This is a genomic window from Rahnella sikkimica (genome assembly GCF_002951615.1).
Taxonomy (GTDB): domain Bacteria; phylum Pseudomonadota; class Gammaproteobacteria; order Enterobacterales; family Enterobacteriaceae; genus Rahnella; species Rahnella sikkimica.
Map to the genome: position 1 here is coordinate 1 of NZ_CP019064.1, position 19873 is coordinate 19873.

Annotated in this window: 13 protein-coding genes and 10 pseudogenes; 13 read left to right on the plus strand and 10 right to left on the minus strand. The window is 51.6% G+C overall.

Annotated features, from left to right (window positions below):
- Window positions 1–281: 281 nt before the first annotated feature.
- Both BV494_RS23905 and BV494_RS23910 read right to left on the minus strand, forming a co-directional pair.
- Window positions 282–1372 (minus strand): annotated as a pseudogene (locus tag BV494_RS23905) (IS3 family transposase).
- Window positions 1373–1419: 47 nt separating this feature from the next.
- Window positions 1420–1723: pseudogene (locus BV494_RS23910) on the minus strand (integrase core domain-containing protein); the annotation flags it as partial.
- A gap of 88 nt (window positions 1724–1811) precedes the next feature.
- On the opposite strand from BV494_RS23910, the gene BV494_RS23915 reads away from it, so the two are divergent.
- The 4 genes and pseudogenes from BV494_RS23915 to BV494_RS23935 form a co-directional block, all read left to right on the plus strand.
- Window positions 1812–3056, plus strand: a complete 1245-nt coding sequence (locus BV494_RS23915) for an IS110 family RNA-guided transposase (RefSeq protein ID WP_104925309.1) — start codon at window positions 1812–1814, stop codon at window positions 3054–3056.
- A 273-nt stretch (window positions 3057–3329) separates the two neighbouring features.
- Window positions 3330–4285, plus strand: a pseudogene (locus BV494_RS23925) (IS110 family RNA-guided transposase).
- Between the two features lie 371 nt (window positions 4286–4656).
- Window positions 4657–5350: pseudogene (locus BV494_RS23930) on the plus strand (IS1 family transposase).
- 12 nt (window positions 5351–5362) lie between these two features.
- Window positions 5363–5680: pseudogene (locus BV494_RS23935) on the plus strand (recombinase family protein); the annotation flags it as partial.
- Window positions 5681–5816: 136 nt separating this feature from the next.
- Here BV494_RS23935 and BV494_RS23940 read toward each other — a convergent pair.
- On the minus strand, window positions 5817–6560 hold the full coding sequence (locus BV494_RS23940; protein ID WP_104925311.1) for an SDR family NAD(P)-dependent oxidoreductase: 744 nt from the start codon (window positions 6558–6560) through the stop codon (window positions 5817–5819).
- Window positions 6561–6652: 92 nt separating this feature from the next.
- Here BV494_RS23940 and BV494_RS23945 point away from each other — a divergent pair, with 92 nt between their 5' ends.
- Window positions 6653–7207, plus strand: a complete 555-nt coding sequence (locus BV494_RS23945; RefSeq protein WP_104925312.1) for a TetR/AcrR family transcriptional regulator — start codon at window positions 6653–6655, stop codon at window positions 7205–7207.
- A gap of 495 nt (window positions 7208–7702) precedes the next feature.
- Here the strand turns inward: BV494_RS23945 and BV494_RS23950 are convergent, their stop codons facing one another.
- On the minus strand, window positions 7703–8578 hold the full coding sequence (locus BV494_RS23950) for a LysR family transcriptional regulator (protein ID WP_104925313.1): 876 nt from the start codon (window positions 8576–8578) through the stop codon (window positions 7703–7705).
- Between the two features lie 102 nt (window positions 8579–8680).
- Between BV494_RS23950 and BV494_RS23955 the strand changes: the two genes are divergently transcribed.
- Window positions 8681–9616, plus strand: a complete 936-nt coding sequence (locus BV494_RS23955; protein ID WP_104925314.1) for an NADP-dependent oxidoreductase — start codon at window positions 8681–8683, stop codon at window positions 9614–9616.
- A gap of 17 nt (window positions 9617–9633) precedes the next feature.
- Here BV494_RS23955 and BV494_RS23960 read toward each other — a convergent pair.
- Window positions 9634–9891, minus strand: a pseudogene (locus BV494_RS23960) (transposase); the annotation flags it as partial.
- 227 nt (window positions 9892–10118) lie between these two features.
- Here BV494_RS23960 and BV494_RS23965 point away from each other — a divergent pair.
- The 4 genes from BV494_RS23965 (at window position 10119) to BV494_RS25970 (ending at window position 12510) form a co-directional block, all read left to right on the plus strand.
- A protein-coding gene (locus BV494_RS23965) for an IS3 family transposase (protein ID WP_104925315.1) occupies window positions 10119–11482 on the plus strand; the annotation gives its coding sequence in 2 pieces (ribosomal slippage) (window positions 10119–10596 and window positions 10596–11482; 1365 coding nt in all).
- Between the two features lie 127 nt (window positions 11483–11609).
- Window positions 11610–11882: an AbrB/MazE/SpoVT family DNA-binding domain-containing protein gene (locus BV494_RS23970; RefSeq protein WP_104925316.1), complete on the plus strand. Its 273-nt coding sequence runs from the start codon at window positions 11610–11612 to the stop codon at window positions 11880–11882.
- Complete coding sequence (locus tag BV494_RS23975) at window positions 11882–12247, plus strand: type II toxin-antitoxin system PemK/MazF family toxin (protein ID WP_104925317.1); 366 nt, start codon at window positions 11882–11884, stop codon at window positions 12245–12247. The genes BV494_RS23970 and BV494_RS23975 overlap by 1 nt, the downstream gene beginning before the upstream one ends.
- 107 nt (window positions 12248–12354) lie before the next feature.
- Complete coding sequence (locus tag BV494_RS25970; protein WP_192938233.1) at window positions 12355–12510, plus strand: hypothetical protein; 156 nt, start codon at window positions 12355–12357, stop codon at window positions 12508–12510.
- Between the two features lie 131 nt (window positions 12511–12641).
- On the opposite strand, the gene BV494_RS23980 is transcribed toward BV494_RS25970, so the two are convergent.
- Entirely contained in the window at window positions 12642–13577 is a 936-nt protein-coding gene (locus BV494_RS23980; protein ID WP_104925318.1) for a quinone oxidoreductase family protein, read from the minus strand.
- 302 nt (window positions 13578–13879) lie between these two features.
- The gene (locus tag BV494_RS23985; RefSeq protein ID WP_104925319.1) at window positions 13880–14284 is read right to left on the minus strand and encodes a TetR/AcrR family transcriptional regulator; all 405 of its coding nucleotides are present in this window, start codon (window positions 14282–14284) and stop codon (window positions 13880–13882) included.
- Between the two features lie 85 nt (window positions 14285–14369).
- On the opposite strand from BV494_RS23985, the pseudogene BV494_RS23990 reads away from it, so the two are divergent.
- Window positions 14370–14540 (plus strand): annotated as a pseudogene (locus tag BV494_RS23990) (SDR family NAD(P)-dependent oxidoreductase); the annotation flags it as partial.
- Window positions 14461–14646 carry an SDR family oxidoreductase gene (locus BV494_RS26210; RefSeq protein ID WP_226790151.1) on the plus strand — a complete coding sequence of 62 codons (186 nt, stop codon included), beginning with the start codon at window positions 14461–14463 and terminating at the stop codon, window positions 14644–14646. The pseudogene BV494_RS23990 and the gene BV494_RS26210, both read left to right, overlap by 80 nt.
- Before the next feature lie 465 nt (window positions 14647–15111).
- On the opposite strand, the pseudogene BV494_RS24000 reads toward BV494_RS26210, so the two are convergent.
- Window positions 15112–16003: pseudogene (locus BV494_RS24000) on the minus strand (LysR family transcriptional regulator).
- Window positions 16004–16144: 141 nt separating this feature from the next.
- Between BV494_RS24000 and BV494_RS24005 the strand changes: the two are divergent.
- Window positions 16145–17020: an SDR family oxidoreductase gene (locus tag BV494_RS24005; RefSeq protein WP_104925320.1), complete on the plus strand. Its 876-nt coding sequence runs from the start codon at window positions 16145–16147 to the stop codon at window positions 17018–17020.
- Between the two features lie 504 nt (window positions 17021–17524).
- Here the strand turns inward: BV494_RS24005 and BV494_RS26300 are convergent.
- Window positions 17525–18427 (minus strand): annotated as a pseudogene (locus BV494_RS26300) (IS256 family transposase); the annotation flags it as partial.
- Window positions 18425–19849 (minus strand): annotated as a pseudogene (gene tnpC / locus BV494_RS26305) (IS66 family transposase); the annotation flags it as partial. The pseudogenes BV494_RS26300 and tnpC, both read right to left, overlap by 3 nt.
- Window positions 19850–19873 lie beyond the last annotated feature (24 nt).

Below are 19873 nucleotides of genomic sequence, written 5' to 3' on the forward strand. Positions count from 1 at the left end.
TATGAATCTAACTCATTGTTTATATGAAATTAATAGTGCGTATCATCCTGACGGCGCAACACACCGATCCGCAAGACGTGCATCAAAAGCCTCAACCATTTGTAAGTAACCCAGCTTTAGTTCCACACACTTTTTGAGATTTCCGGTTTCTGATCCCTTCCCAATATGATGCCAGGATAAATCAGAGATCCGGGTCTGTTGATCCCTTCCCAATATTGATGCCAGATAAATCAGAGATCCGGGTCTGTTTGATCCCTTCCCAATATTGATGCCAGGATAAATCAGAGATCCGGGTCTGTTTGCAGGCTTCGGACAAATTCTTCCGGAGTCTGGTTATTTAATGAGGAATGTGGCCGGTACTGGTTATATTCCTGCCGCCAGTGCTCGATCTTCTCCTGAGCATCTTCCAGTGACAGGAACCAGTGCACATCAACACTCATCGCGCAGGCTCCCGTTGAATGACTCGACCAGAGCATTATCTGTCGGTCTGCCGGGCCGTGAGAAGTCCATTGTCACCTTATTTTCGTATGCCCATCGGTCAAGCGCTTTAGAGATAAATTCGCTGCCATTATCCGTCTGCAACCGGTGTGGTATACGGTGCTGCATTTGTTTCAGGCGCTCCATAACAGCCACCACATCCTCTCCGCGCAGCCCCTGACCAACTTCGATCGCCAGGCATTCACGACTAAAATTATCCACTACAGTTAGGGCACGTATCCGACGCCCGTTGAACAGTTATCACAACAAAATCCATGCTCCAGCACTGATCTAATGCGGTCACTTCTGGACGGGCGTGTCGGTGCCTGGCTGTACATGCCTGAGTGGGCGTTTTGCTCGCAGATTCAGTCCTTCCTGACAGTAAATTCGGTGGGTTTTCTTGTGGTTGACTAACCAGCCTTCCCTGCGCAAAAGAAATGAATGCGCGGGCAACCATAGCGGATCCGTGTCTCCGCAATTTTCTCTTATCCGGTGAGTCAGGGCCTGTCATCACGACAACTGCGATAGAGGTATACCGTGCGACTCTGCATCATTAAACGGCAACCACGACGCAGCCCGATACGATAGGCGTCCAGCAGGTAAGTCACCGCTTCACGCTTCTGAATGGGCCCAGAACTTTTTTCGAATGAATCCTGGAGCATTTCCTTATCCAGACTGAGGTCCGCCACAGACGCTTAAGCCGTTGGTTTTCGTCCTCAAGCTGCCGCAAACGGCGCAGTTCTGTTACGCCCATACCGCCAAATTTTTTTCTTCCAGTTATAAAAGTGGCTTCAGAAATACCCATCTTTCTGCACACTTCCTCCACCCGAGTGCCTGTTTCGGCCTGTTTAAGGGCGAATGCTATCTGTTCTTCGGTATAACGGGTCTTTTTCATGGTTGATATGCCTCTCAGTGAGATGAAAGAAAGACCGGATACTTTAGTTAGGCTGGCACTGTTTTCAGGGAGGAGATCATCTCAGCCATCAGCCGGTATTCTTCCGGCGTCAGGTTATTCAGGGATTCATGGGCCGCTCACTGTTATATTCATTCAGCCAGCGCTCCGTTATTTCCCGTGCTTCATTCAGTGTTCTGAACAGATAAAATCCAGTATTTCGGTCCGGTACGTTCGGTTAAACCTTTCTATAAACGCATTCTGTGTTGGCTTACCCGGCTTGATAAATTCCAGCATCACGCCATGCTCTTCGGCCCATTGCGCCAGAGCCAGTGATATCAGTTCCGGTCCGTTATACCTATTGAATGCATCCAGCTAGCGTTTAAGTCAGCTATTTTCTACAACTTGTAATGTCTGTGTCTGTCACAAGTGGAGAAAATCAATGAACACTTTAGTTAGTAACATCGGTGTGTCGGGGACTCTGATTGCCCTAGATATCGCTAAAAAACATCACGATGCAAAAATTCGGCACCCAGATGGACGAACATCCTATCTGCGTATTGAAAATACCCTGGAAGGGTTCAACCGACTGCTTGCGCTCACCGCTTCACCCCATGAAGATATTATCGCTGCATTTGAACCTACAGCTGATTATCACCGTAACATCGCATGGTGGTTACATAAGCAGGGAGTTCAGTGCCATCTTGTTTCATCTGTCAGATGTGCCCGAGCTCGTGAGATGCTGTTTAAGACCTGGGATAAAAATGATCGCAAAGATGCCAGTGTCATTATGTATTTGCTCGAACAAGGATTATCTTCACCATTTTATGATCCTCTGGCGAATGGCATTATCGATATACAGGAGATATCAAACACATACCATCAGGTTACTCTGGCACGAACACGATGTCCGAACAGCCTGGTTAACCACTATCTGACCCTTTATTTTCCCGAAGCTGAGCAGTTTCTGCATATGTCCCGGGCAGAGTGGTTTTGCCAGTTTTTAATTCAATTCCCTACACCGTCTTGTATCACGTCACTTAACCGGGATGTGTTTGTAAAACAGTCATGGGATGTTGTTGGGCGGAAACAGTATAAACAGCGGTTTCTTGAACATCTCTATGATGTTGCAGCGAATTCCATTGCATTACCGTTGCCAGATGATTCTCTGGCAGTGGCCACGTTCAGATTACAGCTTCATCGATATATCGAACTTTCGGCCCAACGATTACAACTTGAGAAACAAGCAGAAAAATATTTGCAGGAACGAAGTGACTACCAGCATTTACGTACGATCCCGGGGATTGGACCTGTCATTGCCCTTATGGTTATTGCTGAAAGTGGTGATTTGACACGTTTCGCTCATTATCGGCAGTACCTCAACTTTTGTGGTTTTAATCTCTCCGCCCTTCAGAGCGGGCAAAAGCACAGTGGTTACAGATTATCAAAACGTGGAAATGCGCGGTTAAGATATGCCTTCTGGCTTGCCGCCACAGTAGCAGTAAGAACGAGGGAAAACAGTTTCCGGTACAAATATGAACGCTATCTTCGGGAAAATGGAGACAAGCCTGATCAGAAAAGAAAAGCCATGACGGCTGTGGCAACAAAAGTCGCCAGAGTGGCGCATGCAATTGTAAAGCAGAATATTGATTACAAAGGGTATTATGAAATAAGCCATGGGACGTGATTCAACGGGCCGTAAGGCGCATCGCGACCATTAGATAATGCTCAACGTCCATGGTTTCCCAAAAATGCTGTGTTAAGTCCTGTCGGGCCATTTCGGACCCTTATATCTTGAAGATGGCATAAACTGAATTTGTAGGTCTGGCAAAGCTCATGCAGCACGTGCGAACCCCAGGGCATTAAGCCCGCATGCAAGCGTCCCGCGCATGAGCTGAGTCACTCATCACTAGCCCGTACAGTTGAATGAAAACAAATTCGTATCGTAAGGAGGGGCACCATGAGTCAGCCAAATCAACACTGCATAGGTATCGATATTGCTAAGCTGTCGCTGGACATTGCAGGCACCGGAGAGTTCACATCATTTACCACCAATAATGATGACGACGGATTCACGATAATCCTGAAGGCGCTGCAAGAAGTGAAGATCTCGTTGATACTGATGGAAGCGACCGGAGGATTGGAGGCATCAGTAGCATGTATCTTACAAACCGCGGGTTATGAAGTGGTTGTTATTAATCCTCGTCAGGCTAGGGATTTTGCCCGCTCAATGGGATATTTGGCGAAAACGGATAAGCTTGATGCCACCATGCTGGCACAACTCGCCCAGGTCATCGATCGCCATCCTGACCGCAGCCGGTATATCCGTGCGCTGCCGGACGAAGCGCGCGCCGTACTCACCGCCATAGTTGTCCGTCGTCGCCAATTGAATAACATGCTGGTAGCCGAGCGTAATCGTCGCTATCCCTCTCATCCACAAAGTCGTAAGAGCATCAATAACATTATTGATGCGCTTGAAAACGAGCTAGACCGCATCAATGAAGAGATGAAGCAACACGTAAAAGTATTTTTCATGGAACAGGCCGAGTTGATTGGGAGCGTAAAAGGCGTTGGTGAAGTCACTGTCGCGTGTCTGATTGCTGAACTGCCGGAGCTGGGGAAACTCAACCGACGGGAGATTAGCGCACTGACCGGCGTTGCCCCCTGAACCGAGATTCAGGAAAAATGCGAGGTAGACGAACCACGTTTGGTGGCAGAGCCGGAGTCCGGGCAACGCTTTACATGGCGGCTCTTGTGGCTACACAGTTTAATCCCGCCATTAAAATGTTCTATCAACGCCTGCTTACCGCCGGAAAACCCAAAAAGCTCGCACTGGTAGCCTGCATGCGCAAACTCATCACCATTTTAAATTCAATGATCAGGAAAGGAGAAAAATGGGATGCCTCGTTAATATAAAAAATCTATTTATTACAATATTCAACATCAGGATTAAACATCAAATTCACTGTAAGTGTGCTTGACGATTACCCTATTGAATAATAAATGGATGCAGTTAGTAAAGTCCGCTATGTGCCAGATATAGTCATTCGAACCCTGAGGGTTACACTTTTAAGTGATTCAGGGTATGCGCTTACTGGTTACGAATATTGTGCCAGAATCATGTGATCTGATGATTGCCGCTTTGCTTTCGAGCCAGTAAGTGCTCCACGTTCGCTAACGAATACTCAGGGCATGCAGATAAACTGCTGACTATATTTCTTTCGAAGGGCGGTAATGCCTCCAATTGGTTGAATTTGATGTATAATGTCCGCTTTTGAGGTTCCCTCATGGCCAGCGTTAACGTTCATTGTCCCCGTTGCAATTCAGCTCAGGTTTACCGCCATGGTCAGAACCCCTGTGGACATGACCGCTTCCGTTGACGTGACTGCCACCGTGTGTTCCAGCTCACTTATTCTTATGAGGCCCGTAAGCCGGGCGTGAAAGAACAGATCGTTGAGATGTCTTTCAACGGGGCGGGGGTCCGTGATACCGCCAGAACACTGAAAGTCGGTATCAATACCGTCATACGCGCATTAAAAAACTCGCACCGAAACAGGTGACGTCTTCGCCAGTTGCTCATGCCGATATTGCCCTGATCTGCGAACTGGATGAACAATGGAGCTTTGTTGGCAGCAAGGCCGACAGCACTGGCTCTGGTATGCATACAATACAAAAACGGGCGGTGTTCTGGCTTACACCTTTGGCCCCCGAACCGATGAAACATGCCGTGAACTGCTTGCATTGCTCGCCCCTTTTACCATCGGCATGATAACCAGCGACAGCTGGGGTAGTTATGCCAGAGAAGTGCCGAAGGATAAGCATCTGACCGGCAAGATTTTTACGCAGCGTATAGAGCGTAACAACCTGACGCTGCGTACCCGTATCAAACGACTGGCGCGGAAAACGATTTGCTTCTCGCGCTCAATCGAACTCCACGAAAAAGTTATCGGTGCCTTCATCGAAAAACACATGTTCTACTAATTGGAGGCATTACCAGAATTCGATGCCCAGGGTGTGGCTGTCCGGTTTATTGATGACGGGATCAGCACCGACGGTGAAATGGGTAAAATGGTCGTAACCATTCTGTCAGCTGTCGCCCAGGCTGAACGGCGCAGAATACTGGAACGCACCAATGAAGGCAGACATGAAGCTAAGCTCAAAGGCATACGATTCGGCCGCAAACGCACCGTAAACAGGTCTATCGTTCTAGCACTCTATAGCAAAGGATCCGGGGCAACGGAAATTTCACGTCAAATTGGAATTGCGCGATCAACGGTCTATAAAATTATCTCTGAAGCGAGAGAAGGATAATTAATGCTCTGGATAAGGGATAATATCAAAATACGGCCTAATTATCTTAGGGTACTGTATTCAGAAGCGTTCGCGACACTAGGAACAAAAGAAAGGGGAGATGAATCTCCCCCGGCCAGCAAAAAAGCGCTCCGTATCAAACAGCAACGAAGCCGCCATCTACGAACAGTTCTTCACCGCCGACAAAGCTGCTTTCGTCAGAAGCCAGAAACATGACCGCCTTTGCAATTTCTTCGGTTCTGGCGAGCCTGCCGAATGGGATCGCTTGCTGCATCCACGCTTCCGAACCTTCATTGTTTTGCAGATAGGTCCGCATCGCGGGGGTCAACACCATTCCAGGCGAAACAACATTTACCCGGATGCCCTGACTTTTCAGATCTGTAGTCCATGTACGCGCAAGCGAGCGGATCGCCGCCTTCGTCGCACTGTAAATGGAAAGATTTGCAAAACCCTTGCTGCCTGCACCTGATCCGGTCAGGATGATGCTGCCGCCAGCCGTCATCAGCGGCAACGCTTTCTGCACGGTGAAGACAGTCCCTTTCACGTTAATGCCGAACACACGATCAAAGTGATCTTCCTCAATGCCACCAATCGGTGCTGATTCTGATATTCCTGCGTTGGCAAAAACCACATCCACATGGCCTTTTTCCTGCTGAATTTGCGCGTACAGGCGATCAAGGTCCACCTGACTACTGACATCGCCCTGCACTCCCACGGCACCGTTCCCGATTCCCTTTAAGGCTTCATTCAGTCGATCTTGTCGGCGACCAGTGATGTAGACGTGAGCGCCTTGCTCGGCGAAGGATTTGGCAGTGGTCAGACCGATGCCGTCGGTGCCGCCAGTAACGAGCACCACCCTGTTATCAAACCGTTTTGTCATGTCGCTTACTCGCTTTTGTTTCAAATGGAGGGTTGTTCCACTTATTATATGGAGCTATCCTCCATTTATCAAGTTGCAGAGAGACCAAGATTTTGACCCACGAAACAACTTTAAGGGCCGACGCCCAACGAAACAGAGAGCGCATTCTCGCAGCCGCCGAAGAAGTGTTTCTGGTGAAAGGCGCGAGCGCCTCCCTGGACGATGTTGCGAAGTGTGCCGGGGTCGGTATCGGTACGCTGTATCGGCGCTTTCCAACACGCGAAGACCTGTTGGCTGCGGCCTACAGCGCCCGCTTCCTCACTTTTGCAGAAAACAGCCGCGCCCGAGCTACCGAACTTGGCCCATTAAGCGGCTTGCAAGCCTATTTAGAAGAACTGGTTCACCTCACGACCGTCTATCGCGGCCTTGCATCCTCACTCGGCACTGTTCTCCAGATCGGAACGCCGGGCTGCCTCGCAACGAGTGCGGAAGGTAGACGTCTTCTTGACCAGACTCAAAGGCTGGGAGCTATTCGGCCTGATTTCACCTTTGACGATCTGGTGTGCATTGCCACGGCCATCTTACTGTGTGCCGAGAACGACATTTCGCCGAAAACACGAATCTCGCATCTGGTGAATCTCTTTGTAAATGGAGCTGTGGTGAGGTGAAGCTAATAAATATCTTTCTGAACGGGTATTACACTTTTTTGTGGCGTGATAAATGTCGGGTAATAGTTGATATCATTTTCAGATTAAGGGGCGATAACCTTTAATCTATATCCCTTAACGTGAGTTTTCGTTCCACTGAGCGTCAGCCCCCCTAGAAGTGCAGGATAAAGATTTTCGCCAGATTTAAAGCAAAAAAAGCCCACTCTAGTGGGCTGCAAATGCAATTAATCAATTTTTACCATATCGAACAGCTTTGGTACTTAGTGCTTGCCTAATATCTCAGATTGACGTGACACATCACAATACTTGGTGACAAAAAATTTTTATACGGGCGGAAATTCGTTCAAGAGTGGTAACTGAATATCGGCATTATCAGGTTTTATGGCTTTTATCTGGTTCACGTTAAGGCACGATGAACCAGATAATGCCTTAGCGAAGGTGATTTCCCTTTTCCATACGGCTTTGTAATATGACCGATTGTCTAACGCTGAGGCGTTATCCGTTGAGAACAAGAGACATATGCGGGTATCGGGCGCACAGGAAATCGACGAATGCGCGAACCTTTGGCGCAGCAAGCCGCCTGGAAGTATGCAATACCCAGAGTGTCGGCTCTGGGCCCGACGCGATGCCCCACTGAACTAAATCGCCGCGGGCAAGCTGGTTCCATGCGATGGACTGCGGAATGAGGGCAGCGCCGCCGCCGGCGATAGCCGCATCCCGGACCATCAGTAGCGAAGAGAAGCGCAGCTTTGGGATTGGTTCCAGAACTAGTTTGCCTCCATCCAGAGTCCAGTTTCTGGGCTGAAAACCAGAGGTGACAATAGCTGGTATTGCCCTTATTGCTCCGGGTATTGGTCTGATTATTTGAGGCGCTGCCACAACAACCAGCCTGTCCCTTGCGAAACACCGTCCGACTAAATTGCTGTCGGGGCTCGGGTTGATCCGGATCGCGACGTCAAATTGTTCCTCGATGAGATCCACCATGCGGTCTTCCGCCACTATTTCAATTTCAATTTCAGGGTAGGCCGCACAGAATTCGGCCCCAATACGCCCCATGGCAAGCTGGGAAAACAGGGCCGGAGCTGCGACACGCAAGCGACCGCGGGGCGTCGAAACACCGTCACCGACCGCCGTCATGGCTTCGCTCACTTCACTCAACAGACCTTCAGTCCGTAACATCAGCGTCGTACCGGCTTCGGTGAGCTTCAAACCACGAGAGCTACGTTCGATCAGCCTCACACCCAGTTGCTCCTCAAGATCGGCAATGCGTCGCGATAACGTGGCTTTGGAAATGCCGCTCGCACGACTTGCCTTCCCAAGCCCCTCATTCGTTGCGACAAGTATAAAATCAGACAGTGCGTTCAGATTCATGGTGTTCCAGTTATGAGACAAGGTATCTATTGTTTATGATCTTTGTTTTTTTATTGCAACGGAATACTGTCTCGTTATCAAAACTGACGACGAGGAAATGTAATGAACAATATACAACGTGCTGTACTGATCCGACACTACGGCGGGGCTGATGCGGCGGAAGTGGCCGAGATCGAAAAGCCTACACCGGGACAAGGCCAGGTTCTGGTCCGGGTTCTTGCCGCTGGCGTGAACGGTATTGACTGGAAAGTTCGTGAAGGCCTGTTACAGAATGACTTTCCGCTTCCACTACCGATCATTCTGGGCGCCGAGTTGGCCGGGATTGTCGTCGCTGTCGGTCCCGGTACCTCTCGCTTTCATATCGGTGACCGTGTCATGGGCGCAATAGAAGGGTTGGGTGCATATGCCGAATTCGTGGCAATCAATGAAGTAATCCTTTCTCCGACACCTGAGGGTCTGAAAAATATCCATGCTGCCGCCATCCCCGTAGCCGCCGTCGCGGCATGGAACAGCTTATATCAAGCAGGACCGCTCTATCGGGGGCAGCGCATCCTCATTCATGGCGCTGCCGGTGGTCTGGGGTCTTACGCTGTGCAATTTGCCAAACGAGAGGGTGCCGAAGTCTTTGCCACTGCGGGCTCGGCTGATCTGGACTTCGTCCGCAGCCTTGGTGCAGATCATGTCATTGATTATCATTCACAACGTTTTGAGGACGTTGCCCGAAACATAAACCTGGTGCTGGATTACGTAGGCGGAGACGTGCTGGACCGCTCCTGGCAGGTTTTGACAGAGGATGGCGTTATCACTGGCACCACCTCGCCAGACATTCTGGCCCGAAAGCCGGCTAATCGCCGGGGGTTCTGGTTTATGAATAAGCCTGATCCCGTATTACTGGAAACGCTGGCCAGAGAAGTCGCCAGCGGCACGCTTCAGTCCAGAATTGGCGGCATCGTGGGATTCGCTGATATTCCGAACGCCATCGAACGTAACCGTACCGCCTCTCGGACCGGGAAGGTCATTGCAGACTTTTCACGTTAATCATTCTCTGTATCTACAGCTGCCTTTTTCAGGATATCCCGTTCTTCCTCAGTACGTTTGAGCAGCGCTTTCAGCCTGAGGATCTCCGTTCTTGCATCCAGTAAATCCTGAGCCTGATACCCGCTGTTATCAGGTTTTATTGAACGGAGCCATTTATAAAGACTGTGTGCTGAAACCCCAAGTAGTTCTGAAACGTCGACAACGGAATAGCCGTGCTCAGTGATCTGCCGGACAGCTTCTTCCTTAAATTCAGGGGTAAATCGTTGTGTGCCCATAGACTCCTCCTATGCTCAAAATATAGTCCAGATTTCTCTACGAGCTTGGGGGCACTCCATTTTGCTGCTTGGTACGCAGTTGCTGAACAACAAAATTAGCATAGGTAAATGGTTTAACTAATCTATCCCGGACAGACGTTACAAAAATGCCACCAGAAGCAACAAAGCCCGTATTTTGGACTGCACCCCAAAAGTTGGACACCCAACTGAGTAAGGTGCAGTTTTTTATGGCAAAGCCAAAATATTCCCTCGAAACCAGAATGGCAGTGGTCAGCCATTACCTCTCCGGTCATGACGGGACACAACGGACCGCAGAACGTTTTGGGGTCGAAAGAACGTCAGTTCGTCGCTGGGTCAGGGCCTGGCAATTACACGGCATTGATGGCATTGCCTGGAAAAATGACCGCCATTCTCCGGCGTTCCGGATTGCTGTTGTCCGCACTGCTCTCGATGAAGAACTTTCGATGCGTGAAGCTGCTGCACGGTTTAATATCTCAAATGAAACCGTTGTCCGGCACTGGATTAATGTCTACAAAGACGCAGGTGAGAAAGGACTTCTGAGCATAAAACCGGGCCGGAGCAAAGACATGGCAAAACCCCAAAAAGCCTCACCCCTTACTGATGCAGCGCTGGAAAAGTTATCTCCCGAAGAACTGCGGGCTGAACTCCGTTATCTGCGTGCAGAGAATGCTTACCTAAAAAAGCTGAAGGCCTTAGTTCAAAGCGAGAAAAACGGCAGAAAGCCAGAATAATCAGTGAGCTAAGGCGTGAGTATGCGCTCAATGACCTTCTATGTGCAGCGGGTATGTCCCGCAGTACGTGGTATCACAATATGGATGCGCTGAAGCGGGTGGACAGGCATGCTGAGCTGAAAGACAAAATCAGTGAGATATATCACTGCCACAAAGGGCGTTATGGCTACCGCAGGATCACGCTCTCACTGAGAAAGCAGGGACTGCTGGTGAACCATAAAACAGTACAGCGGCTGATGGCGGAGCTGTCGCTCCGGTCTCTGGTAAGGGTGAAGAAATATCGCGCGTGGAAAGGAGAAACTGGCAGGGTTGCGCCCAACATCCTGAGGCGGGACTTCAGTGCATCAAAAGCCAACGAAAAGTGGGTTACGGATGTGACAGAGTTCTCGGTACAGGGTAAAAAGCTTTACCTGTCGCCGGTGCTCGATCTTTTTAACCGGGAAATTATCTCATACAGCCTGTCGGAGAGACCGGTGATGGAAATGGTTAATACCATGCTGCGTGATGCGTTTTTAAAGCTCAGCCCGGAAGATGCCCCCCTGTTGCACTCGGATCAGGGCTGGCAGTATCGAATGGCAGGCTATCAGGCAAAGTTAAAGGCGCAGGGCATGACGCAAAGTATGTCGCGTAAAGGAAACTGCCTGGATAATGCGGTGATGGAGAACTTCTTCGGTACGCTGAAATCGGAGTATTTTTATCTGAGTCAGTTCAGCAGTATCAATGAACTGAGGAAGGGGATAGAGGAATATATTCATTACTGCAACAACGAAAGAATAAGCCTGAAATTAAAAGGCCTGAGTCCGGTGGAATACCGAACCCAGGCCCTGAAAGCCGCTTAACATGAACTGTCCAACTTTATGGGGTCAGTCCATTTAGCGGGCTTTTTGTTTAGCCTATATCACCAGTTGATTAAGTAACACAAAGTGCTACTATAGTTCCACTAAGTAGCACAACAAAGGAAATATTATGCAAACTGTAAAATTGCGCCAACAAGGCGGAGCCATGATCGTGACTATTCCCCGCGATTACGCAACATCGGCAGGCTGGACTGTAGGTACTGAAATTACTGTAAAACGCCAGGGCACAGAATTAAGCCTCTCGCCAACTACACGCTCCCCGCGCGGCGCATTTACCATTGCTGAACTGCTAGGCCAGATTGATCGCGAAGAAATAGCATCCCTTAACAATAGCGTGAAAGAATTCACCAGTGCGGCTCCAACCGGTAAGGAATATTGGTAATGGTAAAGGGAAGGATTCCGCAACGTGGAGATATTTGGCACTTTAACCCAAATCCAATAGCCGGGCGTGAGCTCAGGGATAAGCATTACTGTATCGTTATCACGGTAGAAGAATTAAACGACGCACTCGGCGTTGCAATATGCTGTCCGATATCAACAAATGCTGATGCTGCCAGATCAGCAGGCGTGACCGTATCCGTTACGCCGATGGATACCGAGGCCGGAAATATACGCGGCGTGGTTCTCTGCCACCAGGTGCGAGCGCTCGATCTAAACGCCCGAGAGGCAACGTTTGAAACTGTTGCTGAAGATAATCTGTTACGTGAAGTTATTTTTAAACTCACTAATCTGATTGATCCACAATAACTCAAATTTATCACAAATTAAAAGTAATTTAACGTGAATAAAACTACGGTTGGATATATTAATTAAATGATGAAGTTACAAAAAATGGCGACCAGTTTAGCATTCAGTTGGACAGAGCTATTGCAGGTTTAGCAGAATTAAAGGCGCGTGAATCTGGTATTGATTTTACAGACGCTTTAGAAATAGGTGACTCAACTCTTAAAGCAGCATTAGCTCATTTAAAAAAACACGGAAATTTTGAGGATTTTTCACCAAAAATATAAGTAATTTGGCTATTTTTGACCAACCCCCAAAAATGTAAAATTTCTAGCAGTGCTGCTCAGGAGATCTTAAACACGTTCTAAGAACCTCACCATCGTCTTGCTGGCCGTTCCTTTTTGAAAACAGCCGCACGTTACGGATGGAGAATTATCTTTCCGAACGTGCCATCTTCGATGGCCTCATGCGCTCGATTGGCCTCCGCCAGGGGAAATATCTGACTAATAATGGGTTTTATGGCAGACCTCTTGGCCATTGTAAAAACATGGGAAAATGCCTCCTTAACTTGCTCGTTGGAAACCGATGCCATGCTGAATACCGAAAAGGTAGGTGATTTTGGAAAAGCCGCTAGGATTGCTTTACCGAAATCGGGGTCAGGGAAACCCGCAGCAGCCCCGACCAAGACGTAGCGTCCGTATGTTTTTAGCATGCCAATGAATTCGCCTACATCCTTGCCACCAACTGGATCCATAATCACGTCGAACTCGCCCGCCGGTGTCTCATTCCTGTCTCTGCACACGATGTGCTGTGCACCTAGCTCTTCGATTGCAGCGGCATTATTTGAATTAGTAATCGCGGTAACCTCGGCACCAAGTGCGGCTGCCATCTGTACGCTCGCCAAACCGATTCCCCCACTGGCACCCCGGATCAACACTCGTTCGCCGGTTGCAAGACGCCCAAGTTGCTGGCTAAAGAAGGCAACAAGCGCGTTGACCCCTAGTGCGACAGCTTCTTGCGCCGTAACGGCATCGGGCAAATAGACGAGACTATCTGTGCCGGCGGTTAGCTGATCCGCATATCCCCCGCCGCTCGATTGCACATATACCCGCTGGCCCAGAAGTGAGGGGGCTACGTCTGGGCCGAGCGACATGATCCGCCCTGCAACTTCGCTGCCCGGTACGAGTCCCGGCATACCGCCAAGAGCGCCCCGACGCTTGAGGACATCAACGAGACCAACGCCGATGGCCTCAACTTCTACTATTACTTGATCCTTGCCCGCTACCAAGTCATCCACTTCGGAGAACGTCAACTGGTCGGGTGCACCAAAGGCAGTTATTCTGACAACATGCATACGCTAGTTCCAGAGGTGGTAATGATAAGGTCACAGACCTGAAAGCACGATTGTCAATCGCCGCGGTATAAGGTGTCAACAGCGATTTAAAACTCATACATGTGCTGACTCGTGGGATCATGTGCCCGTCCGCAGCTGGCCACTTTTCAAAACCAGACCCGTTTTGCGTACACTGCTAACTACCGACAAGACATTCCTGACCTCATGATCCAAGCCCTGCACAGCCAAGCGCGAACGACTCACTTGGTTACCACGTAAATGAAATCCTCATAGTCGACATCCCGACGGATGGTGCCTGCTTCTTATCCACGCTGAAGCAGCCGACGCCCTTCAGCAGTGATCGCATTACATCCGGGCGTCCCGCATTGAATAACAGTCCCAATCGAAGCAGCAAGGCTCTGATAATTGCTCGTGTTGCTAGCAAGTTCTTCAAGATAAGCTCGTACCGCATCACCTGGAGTGATATCTGGGTCACGCATCCGACTACTCTCTGCCAGCGACAAAAAACGCTCATTGCTAGTAGCGGCCAAAAGTGCCTCACGCGTCGGAAAGCGACGATAAAGCGTACCGATACCGACGCCTGCGCGCTTGGCAACTTCCTCCAGTGGAACATCTGCTCCTTTTTCCAAGAAAAGCTCCTCGGCGGCATAAAGAATAAGTTCGCGGTTTTTCTGCGCGTCATCCCGGAGGGCAGGTTCATTACTCAATTTTTTCCTCTTTCGCTTGTTAAGTGGAGGGTTCTCCGCATCATAAGTGAGGCAATCCTCCACTTGTTAAAAAGGGTACCAGAAAATGACGAAACGTTTCGAGAACAAAGTCGTGGTGATAACGGGGGGCAGCGATGGTATCGGCCTCGCAACGGCGAAACTTTTCGCCATCAAAGGTGCGCACGTGTATATCACAGGACGCAGGCAAGAACTACTCGCCGAGGCCGTCAAAGAGATCGGCCACGGGGCGGTTGGCAGAACCGAACGAGGTAGCACGAGCAGTCCTCTTTCTCGCATCAAGCGATAGTAGCTTTGTCGCTGGACATGAACTTTTCGTGGATGGCGGTGTATCCGCGGTTTAGGCCTTGGCTTTGGTTGATTCCGCCGAGGTACGGCACCTGAGTATTGACGAGAAGCTAGGCGCGAGCGAAATCGCGCGGCGGCTGTGCATCCGTTTACCGCGCTTTGACCTACTATGGACGGCTGGCGTAAATCAATTCCCGTCGATTCGCTGCTGCAACTACGGTAACGGCTCGACAGCCCCGCGCAAGAGCTAGGAACGGGCGACCCAGATCGCCGCAGCTGCCGACTTATACGGCCTCTCCGCGAAGCGGCTCAGAAGCCGCACGCGGCAAGCCGCGACTGTTGCAGCCAATGCGTAGGCAAGCTGCTGCGGCCGCGCAATCTTTGCAAGATCAGGCTGGTCGCGTGAGTCAGACGGTCAGTGTGTTCCAATTGGGGGGCATGCAGTCTGGAGAAGCGACTCCGAAGCGCTGGTCGCAGCCCAATCGAGAGCGGGTTTGGACGGCGAAATAACGCTTCTGACTTCATGTGCGCATCGCCTCCGGTAGTTGCTGCGCGCAAAAATCGCAGATGAACTGGATAAATGCCGACACTTTAGGGCTGACTAGGCGACGGGATGCATGGAGCGCCCAGACTTCTGCGGCCGGAGCGGTCGAAATGCCCCAACTCACCAGCCGGCCCTCGGCCAAGTCCGATGCCACAATGGGATACGGCACCATCGCCGCGCCGGTACCTGCAAGAATCGCATCGCGCATTGGCAATAAAGTCGAAAACCGCAGAACCGCCTTCGGAAAGAAAAGCGTTTTGGCTCCTAGCGTGTCGACCACTTGCCAAACGTCTTCATCTGTCGTGCCGATACGCATGAGCGTGGGAAAAACAACCGCCGAGGTGCGGTCCTGACCCGCTACCGGCCGGGCCATATCCGGCAACGCCACCACCACCATACGATTGCGCAGGAAGCACCGCCCGACCAGGCTATCGTCAGGGCGGGGATTGACCCTGATGACGATGTCGAAGCCGTCGGCGATCAGGTCGACCATCCTGTCTTCCGTTACCACTTCCAGCATGACTTGCGGGTAAGCCTTGGCAAACGCCGCTGTGAAACGGCCGAGAGTGGTCTGGTCAAACATAATCGGCACGCTGACCCGTAGCAAGCCTCCAGGTTGCCCCAAACCTGACTTCAGGTCGTCCAACCTCACCGTAAGGTGCTGCCGTGCGCGCATGCAGCACCGCCCCCTCTTGTGTGAGCCGGAGTTAATGCGAGCCACGCTCGATGAGGCGTAGGCCGAGGCTTTCTTCCAGCTCCCTGACACGTCTCGACATGGTGGCTTTGGATTGTCCGCTGGCCCGGCTGCCCTTGCCGAAGTCGCCGTGAGTCACAACGAGATTGAAGTCAGCCAATGCATGTAAGTTCAAGACTGTTCCATATTTGAAACAAAGTGTCCTAATATTAGCATCTATGAGTCGTGTGTGTGACGACTTAATCTTTAGTCATCGGAGCAGAACGCTCCTTCACCGAGGCCGCCCACCTGGCCTACAATCTTTCAGGAGTTCAGCATGACCATCCTCGTTACCGGCAGCACCGGCCGCATCGGCACCCTAGTCACCGCACAGCTCGCCCATGCCGGCTCGACCGTGCACGCCCTCACCCGCTCGCTAGACAAGGCACGGTTTCCGGCAGGCGTGATCGCGGTTCAAGGCGACCTGCTTGACGCCGCGTCGGTCCGCAAGGCGCTCATCGGCGTGAAGACCCTGTTCCTGCTGATCAGTAATGCGCCGGACGAGCTGACGCAGGCGATCAATACGCTGGGGCTGGCGCGAGAGGCCGGTGTGCAGGGCATCGTCTACCTGTCGGTCACCCGCGCCAATGCGTACACTGACGTCAGCCATTTCACCGCCAAGCACGCGGCCGAAGCGATGATCGCGCAACTTGATCTGCCCACCACCGTTCTGCGCGCTTCGTACTTCATGCAGAACGACGCCGCACAGAAGGACTCGCTACAGCAGGCCGGCCTGTATGTGTCGCCGTTGGGCAGCCTGGGGGTATCGATGGTGGATGTGCGCGACATCGCCGATGCGGCCGTCATCGAACTGTTGCGGCGTGATAACGCCAGCGGACCGCTGCCGCGTGAAACCTACGAGCTGAGCGGGCCGGATGCCCTGACCAGTGCGTCTGCCGCTGCAGCGTGGGCCGCGGCGCTCGGGCGCGAGGTGCGCTCTGCGGGAGATGACCTCAATGTTTTCGAGAAGGCAGTCGCCGCAAGAGCGCCTGCATGGCTAGCTTACGATATGCGGGCCATGATGCAGCGCTATCAGAAGGACGGTTCGGTCGCCACGCCGGAAGAGATCGCGCGGCTGACAGTTTTGCTCGGTCGGCCGCCTCGCAGCTACAGCGCCTTCGTCACCGAGACCGTAAAGCAGTGGCAGGTCTGAGCGTCGGCACATCCGGGAAAAAAACATGAACACAAGTGCAAACATCATCGCCGCGGCAACCCACATCCCCTTCGTCGAACAAGTACTAGAGAGCGTCGACTTCTCTGATCCGGCCCTTCCCCCGGCTTCGACGCGAAGAAGATTTATACGGACATCGCCAAGGGAACGCAGCTTATGGCTGAGCGCGGATCAAAAGCCAAATTGTACGCGGTGCAACCCGATGTCAGCGCGGGGGCAAAGTAAAAGGGGTCCGCTAGGAAAACGGATGGCTTCGGGTTGCTACAGACAATATCACGCTGGCTGAAAGTGTTGCTTTCCTGCAGCCGGGGGACAACGTCCAGCTCACGGTGCAGGGGAGCATTTTGCAGGTAAAAAGCAGCTATCACCGGCTTGTTAGGGTGGACATTATCTGACGTTGGTAGCGACGTTTGTCCAAATAGACGAAGCCGCTCATGCGGCTTTAACGACCCTGTAAATCATTCTGTGTAACTGCCACCCGATTAATTAAAGGTGACCGTCAATGCGGTCGCCGAACTCGATAATAAAACGACTCATCGCCAGCCGCCAGTTCTGGATCGGCATGCTCCATTTTTTCGACGCCGACTGGATCGCAAGGTAAATCACTTTACGCACCGAGTCATCCGTCGGGAATGCCTTACGTTTCTTGATTGCCTGGCGGATCACGCTGTTCAGCGATTCGATGGCATTCGTGGTGTAGATCGCTTTGCGAATATCCGGCGGGTAACCGAAGAACGTATTCAGATTCTCCCAGTGCGCAAGCCAGCTTTTGCTGATCTGCGGATATTTATCGTCCCAGAGGCCTGCGAAGTCTTCCAGCGCCTGCAACGCCCCATCTTCCGTCGGTGACTGGTATACGGCTTTCAGCCCGCTGGTGACACCTTTGTAGTCCTTCCATGACACGTATTTCAGGCTGTTACGCACCATGTGGATGATGCAAAGCTGAATATGCGTCTGGGGATATACGCTGTTTATGGCATCGGGGAAGCCCTTCAGGCCATCGACACAGGCAATCAGGATATCCTGAAGACCTCGATTTTTGAGTTCAGTCAGGACATTAAGCCAGAACTTCGCGCCTTCATTTTCCGCTATCCACATGCCCAGCAGTTCCTTTTGACCTTCGGTATTAATACCCAGCGCGAGGAAGACGGCTTTGTTAATGACAGAACCATTGTGACGAACCTTTACCACGATACAGTCAAGATAAACAATGGGATAGAGAGACTCCAGAGGCCGATTTTGCCACTCGATAACCTGCTCTTTAACCGCGTCGGTGACTTTTGATATCAACGCAGGCGAGACATCCGCATCGTACATTTCTTTGAAGGTGGCGACGATCTCACGGGTCGTCATACCTTTGGCATACAGGGACAAAATCTGGCTGTCCATCTGCTCCTGTATCCAGCCGTACAGCGACTGCATCAGCGGGAGGGTTCTGCTTTTTCTGACCGTCAGACGCTCGGCTGCCGGGCTGCCGCGTATATCTGCTTCGATGGCGTACAGCTCACCGATGCGCTTCAGTGCTTCCGTTGTGATGTCTGTCGGGATGCGGACGTGTACATCGTGGATTTTCCGGCGGGCGTGCACCATACACGCTGCTTCGGTTATGCGCCCTTCTTCGTAAAGCGCATTGTAGCCGCCGTACGCATCTGCCTGTAGGATCCCGCTGTACCCAGCCAGGTGTTGTTGTGGATGAACACCCTTGCGGTCAGGCGAGTAGGCGAACCATACCGCCGGCGGTAGCGGTGAACCCGCGTTGCGGTCATCCCGCACGTATACCCACAACCGGCCCGTCCGGGTTTTGCCACTGCCCGGCTCCTGTACTGGCACCGGGATGTCATCGGTATGCACCTTCCCCGGCATCAGCACATACTGACGTAACAGGTCCCAGATAGGCTCCAGCAGTTCGCTCACCGCACCGGACCAGCGCCCCAGCGTGGCACGACTTAGCTCCACGCCCTGTCGGCGGTATATCTCAGACTGGCGGTTGAGGTATGTGTTCCGCGAACTTCGCCGTGACGATGCGTGCCAGCAGGCCAGTTTTGGCCGCTGCGTTTCGATAACCTTAAAGGCGCTGCTGATGAGCTCCAGTTGCTCCGACACATCGCAGCCGAGTGGGCTAAGGCCACCACCGCACGCCGGACAGGCGGTTTCCGTTGGCGGCAGCGTGCGGGTTTCACGTGGAAGCGAGGCTGGTAACGGTTTGCGGGCGGAAGACTGGCGTAGCGGCTGTGGCATACGCAGTCTTCCGGAAGGAAGCTCCAGCTCGCAGTAGGGTTCTTCAACTGAGTGTTGCGACATAATCGGTGCTGGTTGTTCAGCTACCGTAGTAGTTTCAGTCAGTGTGACGGGCAGGAGTAATGGTTCATTACCCCGTGGCCGCAGCAGCCCACGCCTGTAAAGGTTACGCCAGTTGAACAACAGGTTGTCGTTGATGCCGTGCTCCCGCGCCAGTTGCGCTACATTGGCACCGGGTTGAAGCGACTTTTCTGCCAGGGTTATTTTAAATTCATGGGGAAAATTCGGTCGACGTGGTCGTTTGCGTGCAGCAGGCTCAGGGACATCGGATACCTCAGTCTGGATGGTTGTTGCGCGCGCAGGATAAAGTAGAGATTCGAATTTCTCGAAGGTTATGTCAGAAGGCAAGGGCCAGCTCATCCCCTGCTTTCTGAAGCGAACGAAGAGATCGCAGATGGAACTTTTGGGGATACCAAGCCGTCGCCCGGCTTCAAGTCGGGATAAGTGCTCATCAAAATGTAAGTGCAGAGCCTCGATAATCAAAGTCCGATATTTCACAGCAATAATGTCCATTATAAATGATCTGCGCCCCAGATC

What these genes read in the sequence shown, in the direction of transcription:
- BV494_RS23970 (WP_104925316.1), top strand. Translation starts at nt 11,610, where the DNA reads ATGCAAACTGTAAAATTGCGCCAACAAGGCGGAGCCATGATCGTGACT.
- BV494_RS23980 (WP_104925318.1), bottom strand. Translation starts at nt 13,577, where the DNA reads ATGCATGTTGTCAGAATAACTGCCTTTGGTGCACCCGACCAGTTGACG.
- BV494_RS23940 (WP_104925311.1), bottom strand. Translation starts at nt 6,560, where the DNA reads ATGACAAAACGGTTTGATAACAGGGTGGTGCTCGTTACTGGCGGCACC.
- BV494_RS23975 (WP_104925317.1), top strand. Translation starts at nt 11,882, where the DNA reads ATGGTAAAGGGAAGGATTCCGCAACGTGGAGATATTTGGCACTTTAAC.
- BV494_RS23915 (WP_104925309.1), top strand. Translation starts at nt 1,812, where the DNA reads ATGAACACTTTAGTTAGTAACATCGGTGTGTCGGGGACTCTGATTGCC.
- BV494_RS24005 (WP_104925320.1), top strand. Translation starts at nt 16,145, where the DNA reads ATGACCATCCTCGTTACCGGCAGCACCGGCCGCATCGGCACCCTAGTC.
- BV494_RS23950 (WP_104925313.1), bottom strand. Translation starts at nt 8,578, where the DNA reads ATGAATCTGAACGCACTGTCTGATTTTATACTTGTCGCAACGAATGAG.
- BV494_RS23955 (WP_104925314.1), top strand. Translation starts at nt 8,681, where the DNA reads ATGAACAATATACAACGTGCTGTACTGATCCGACACTACGGCGGGGCT.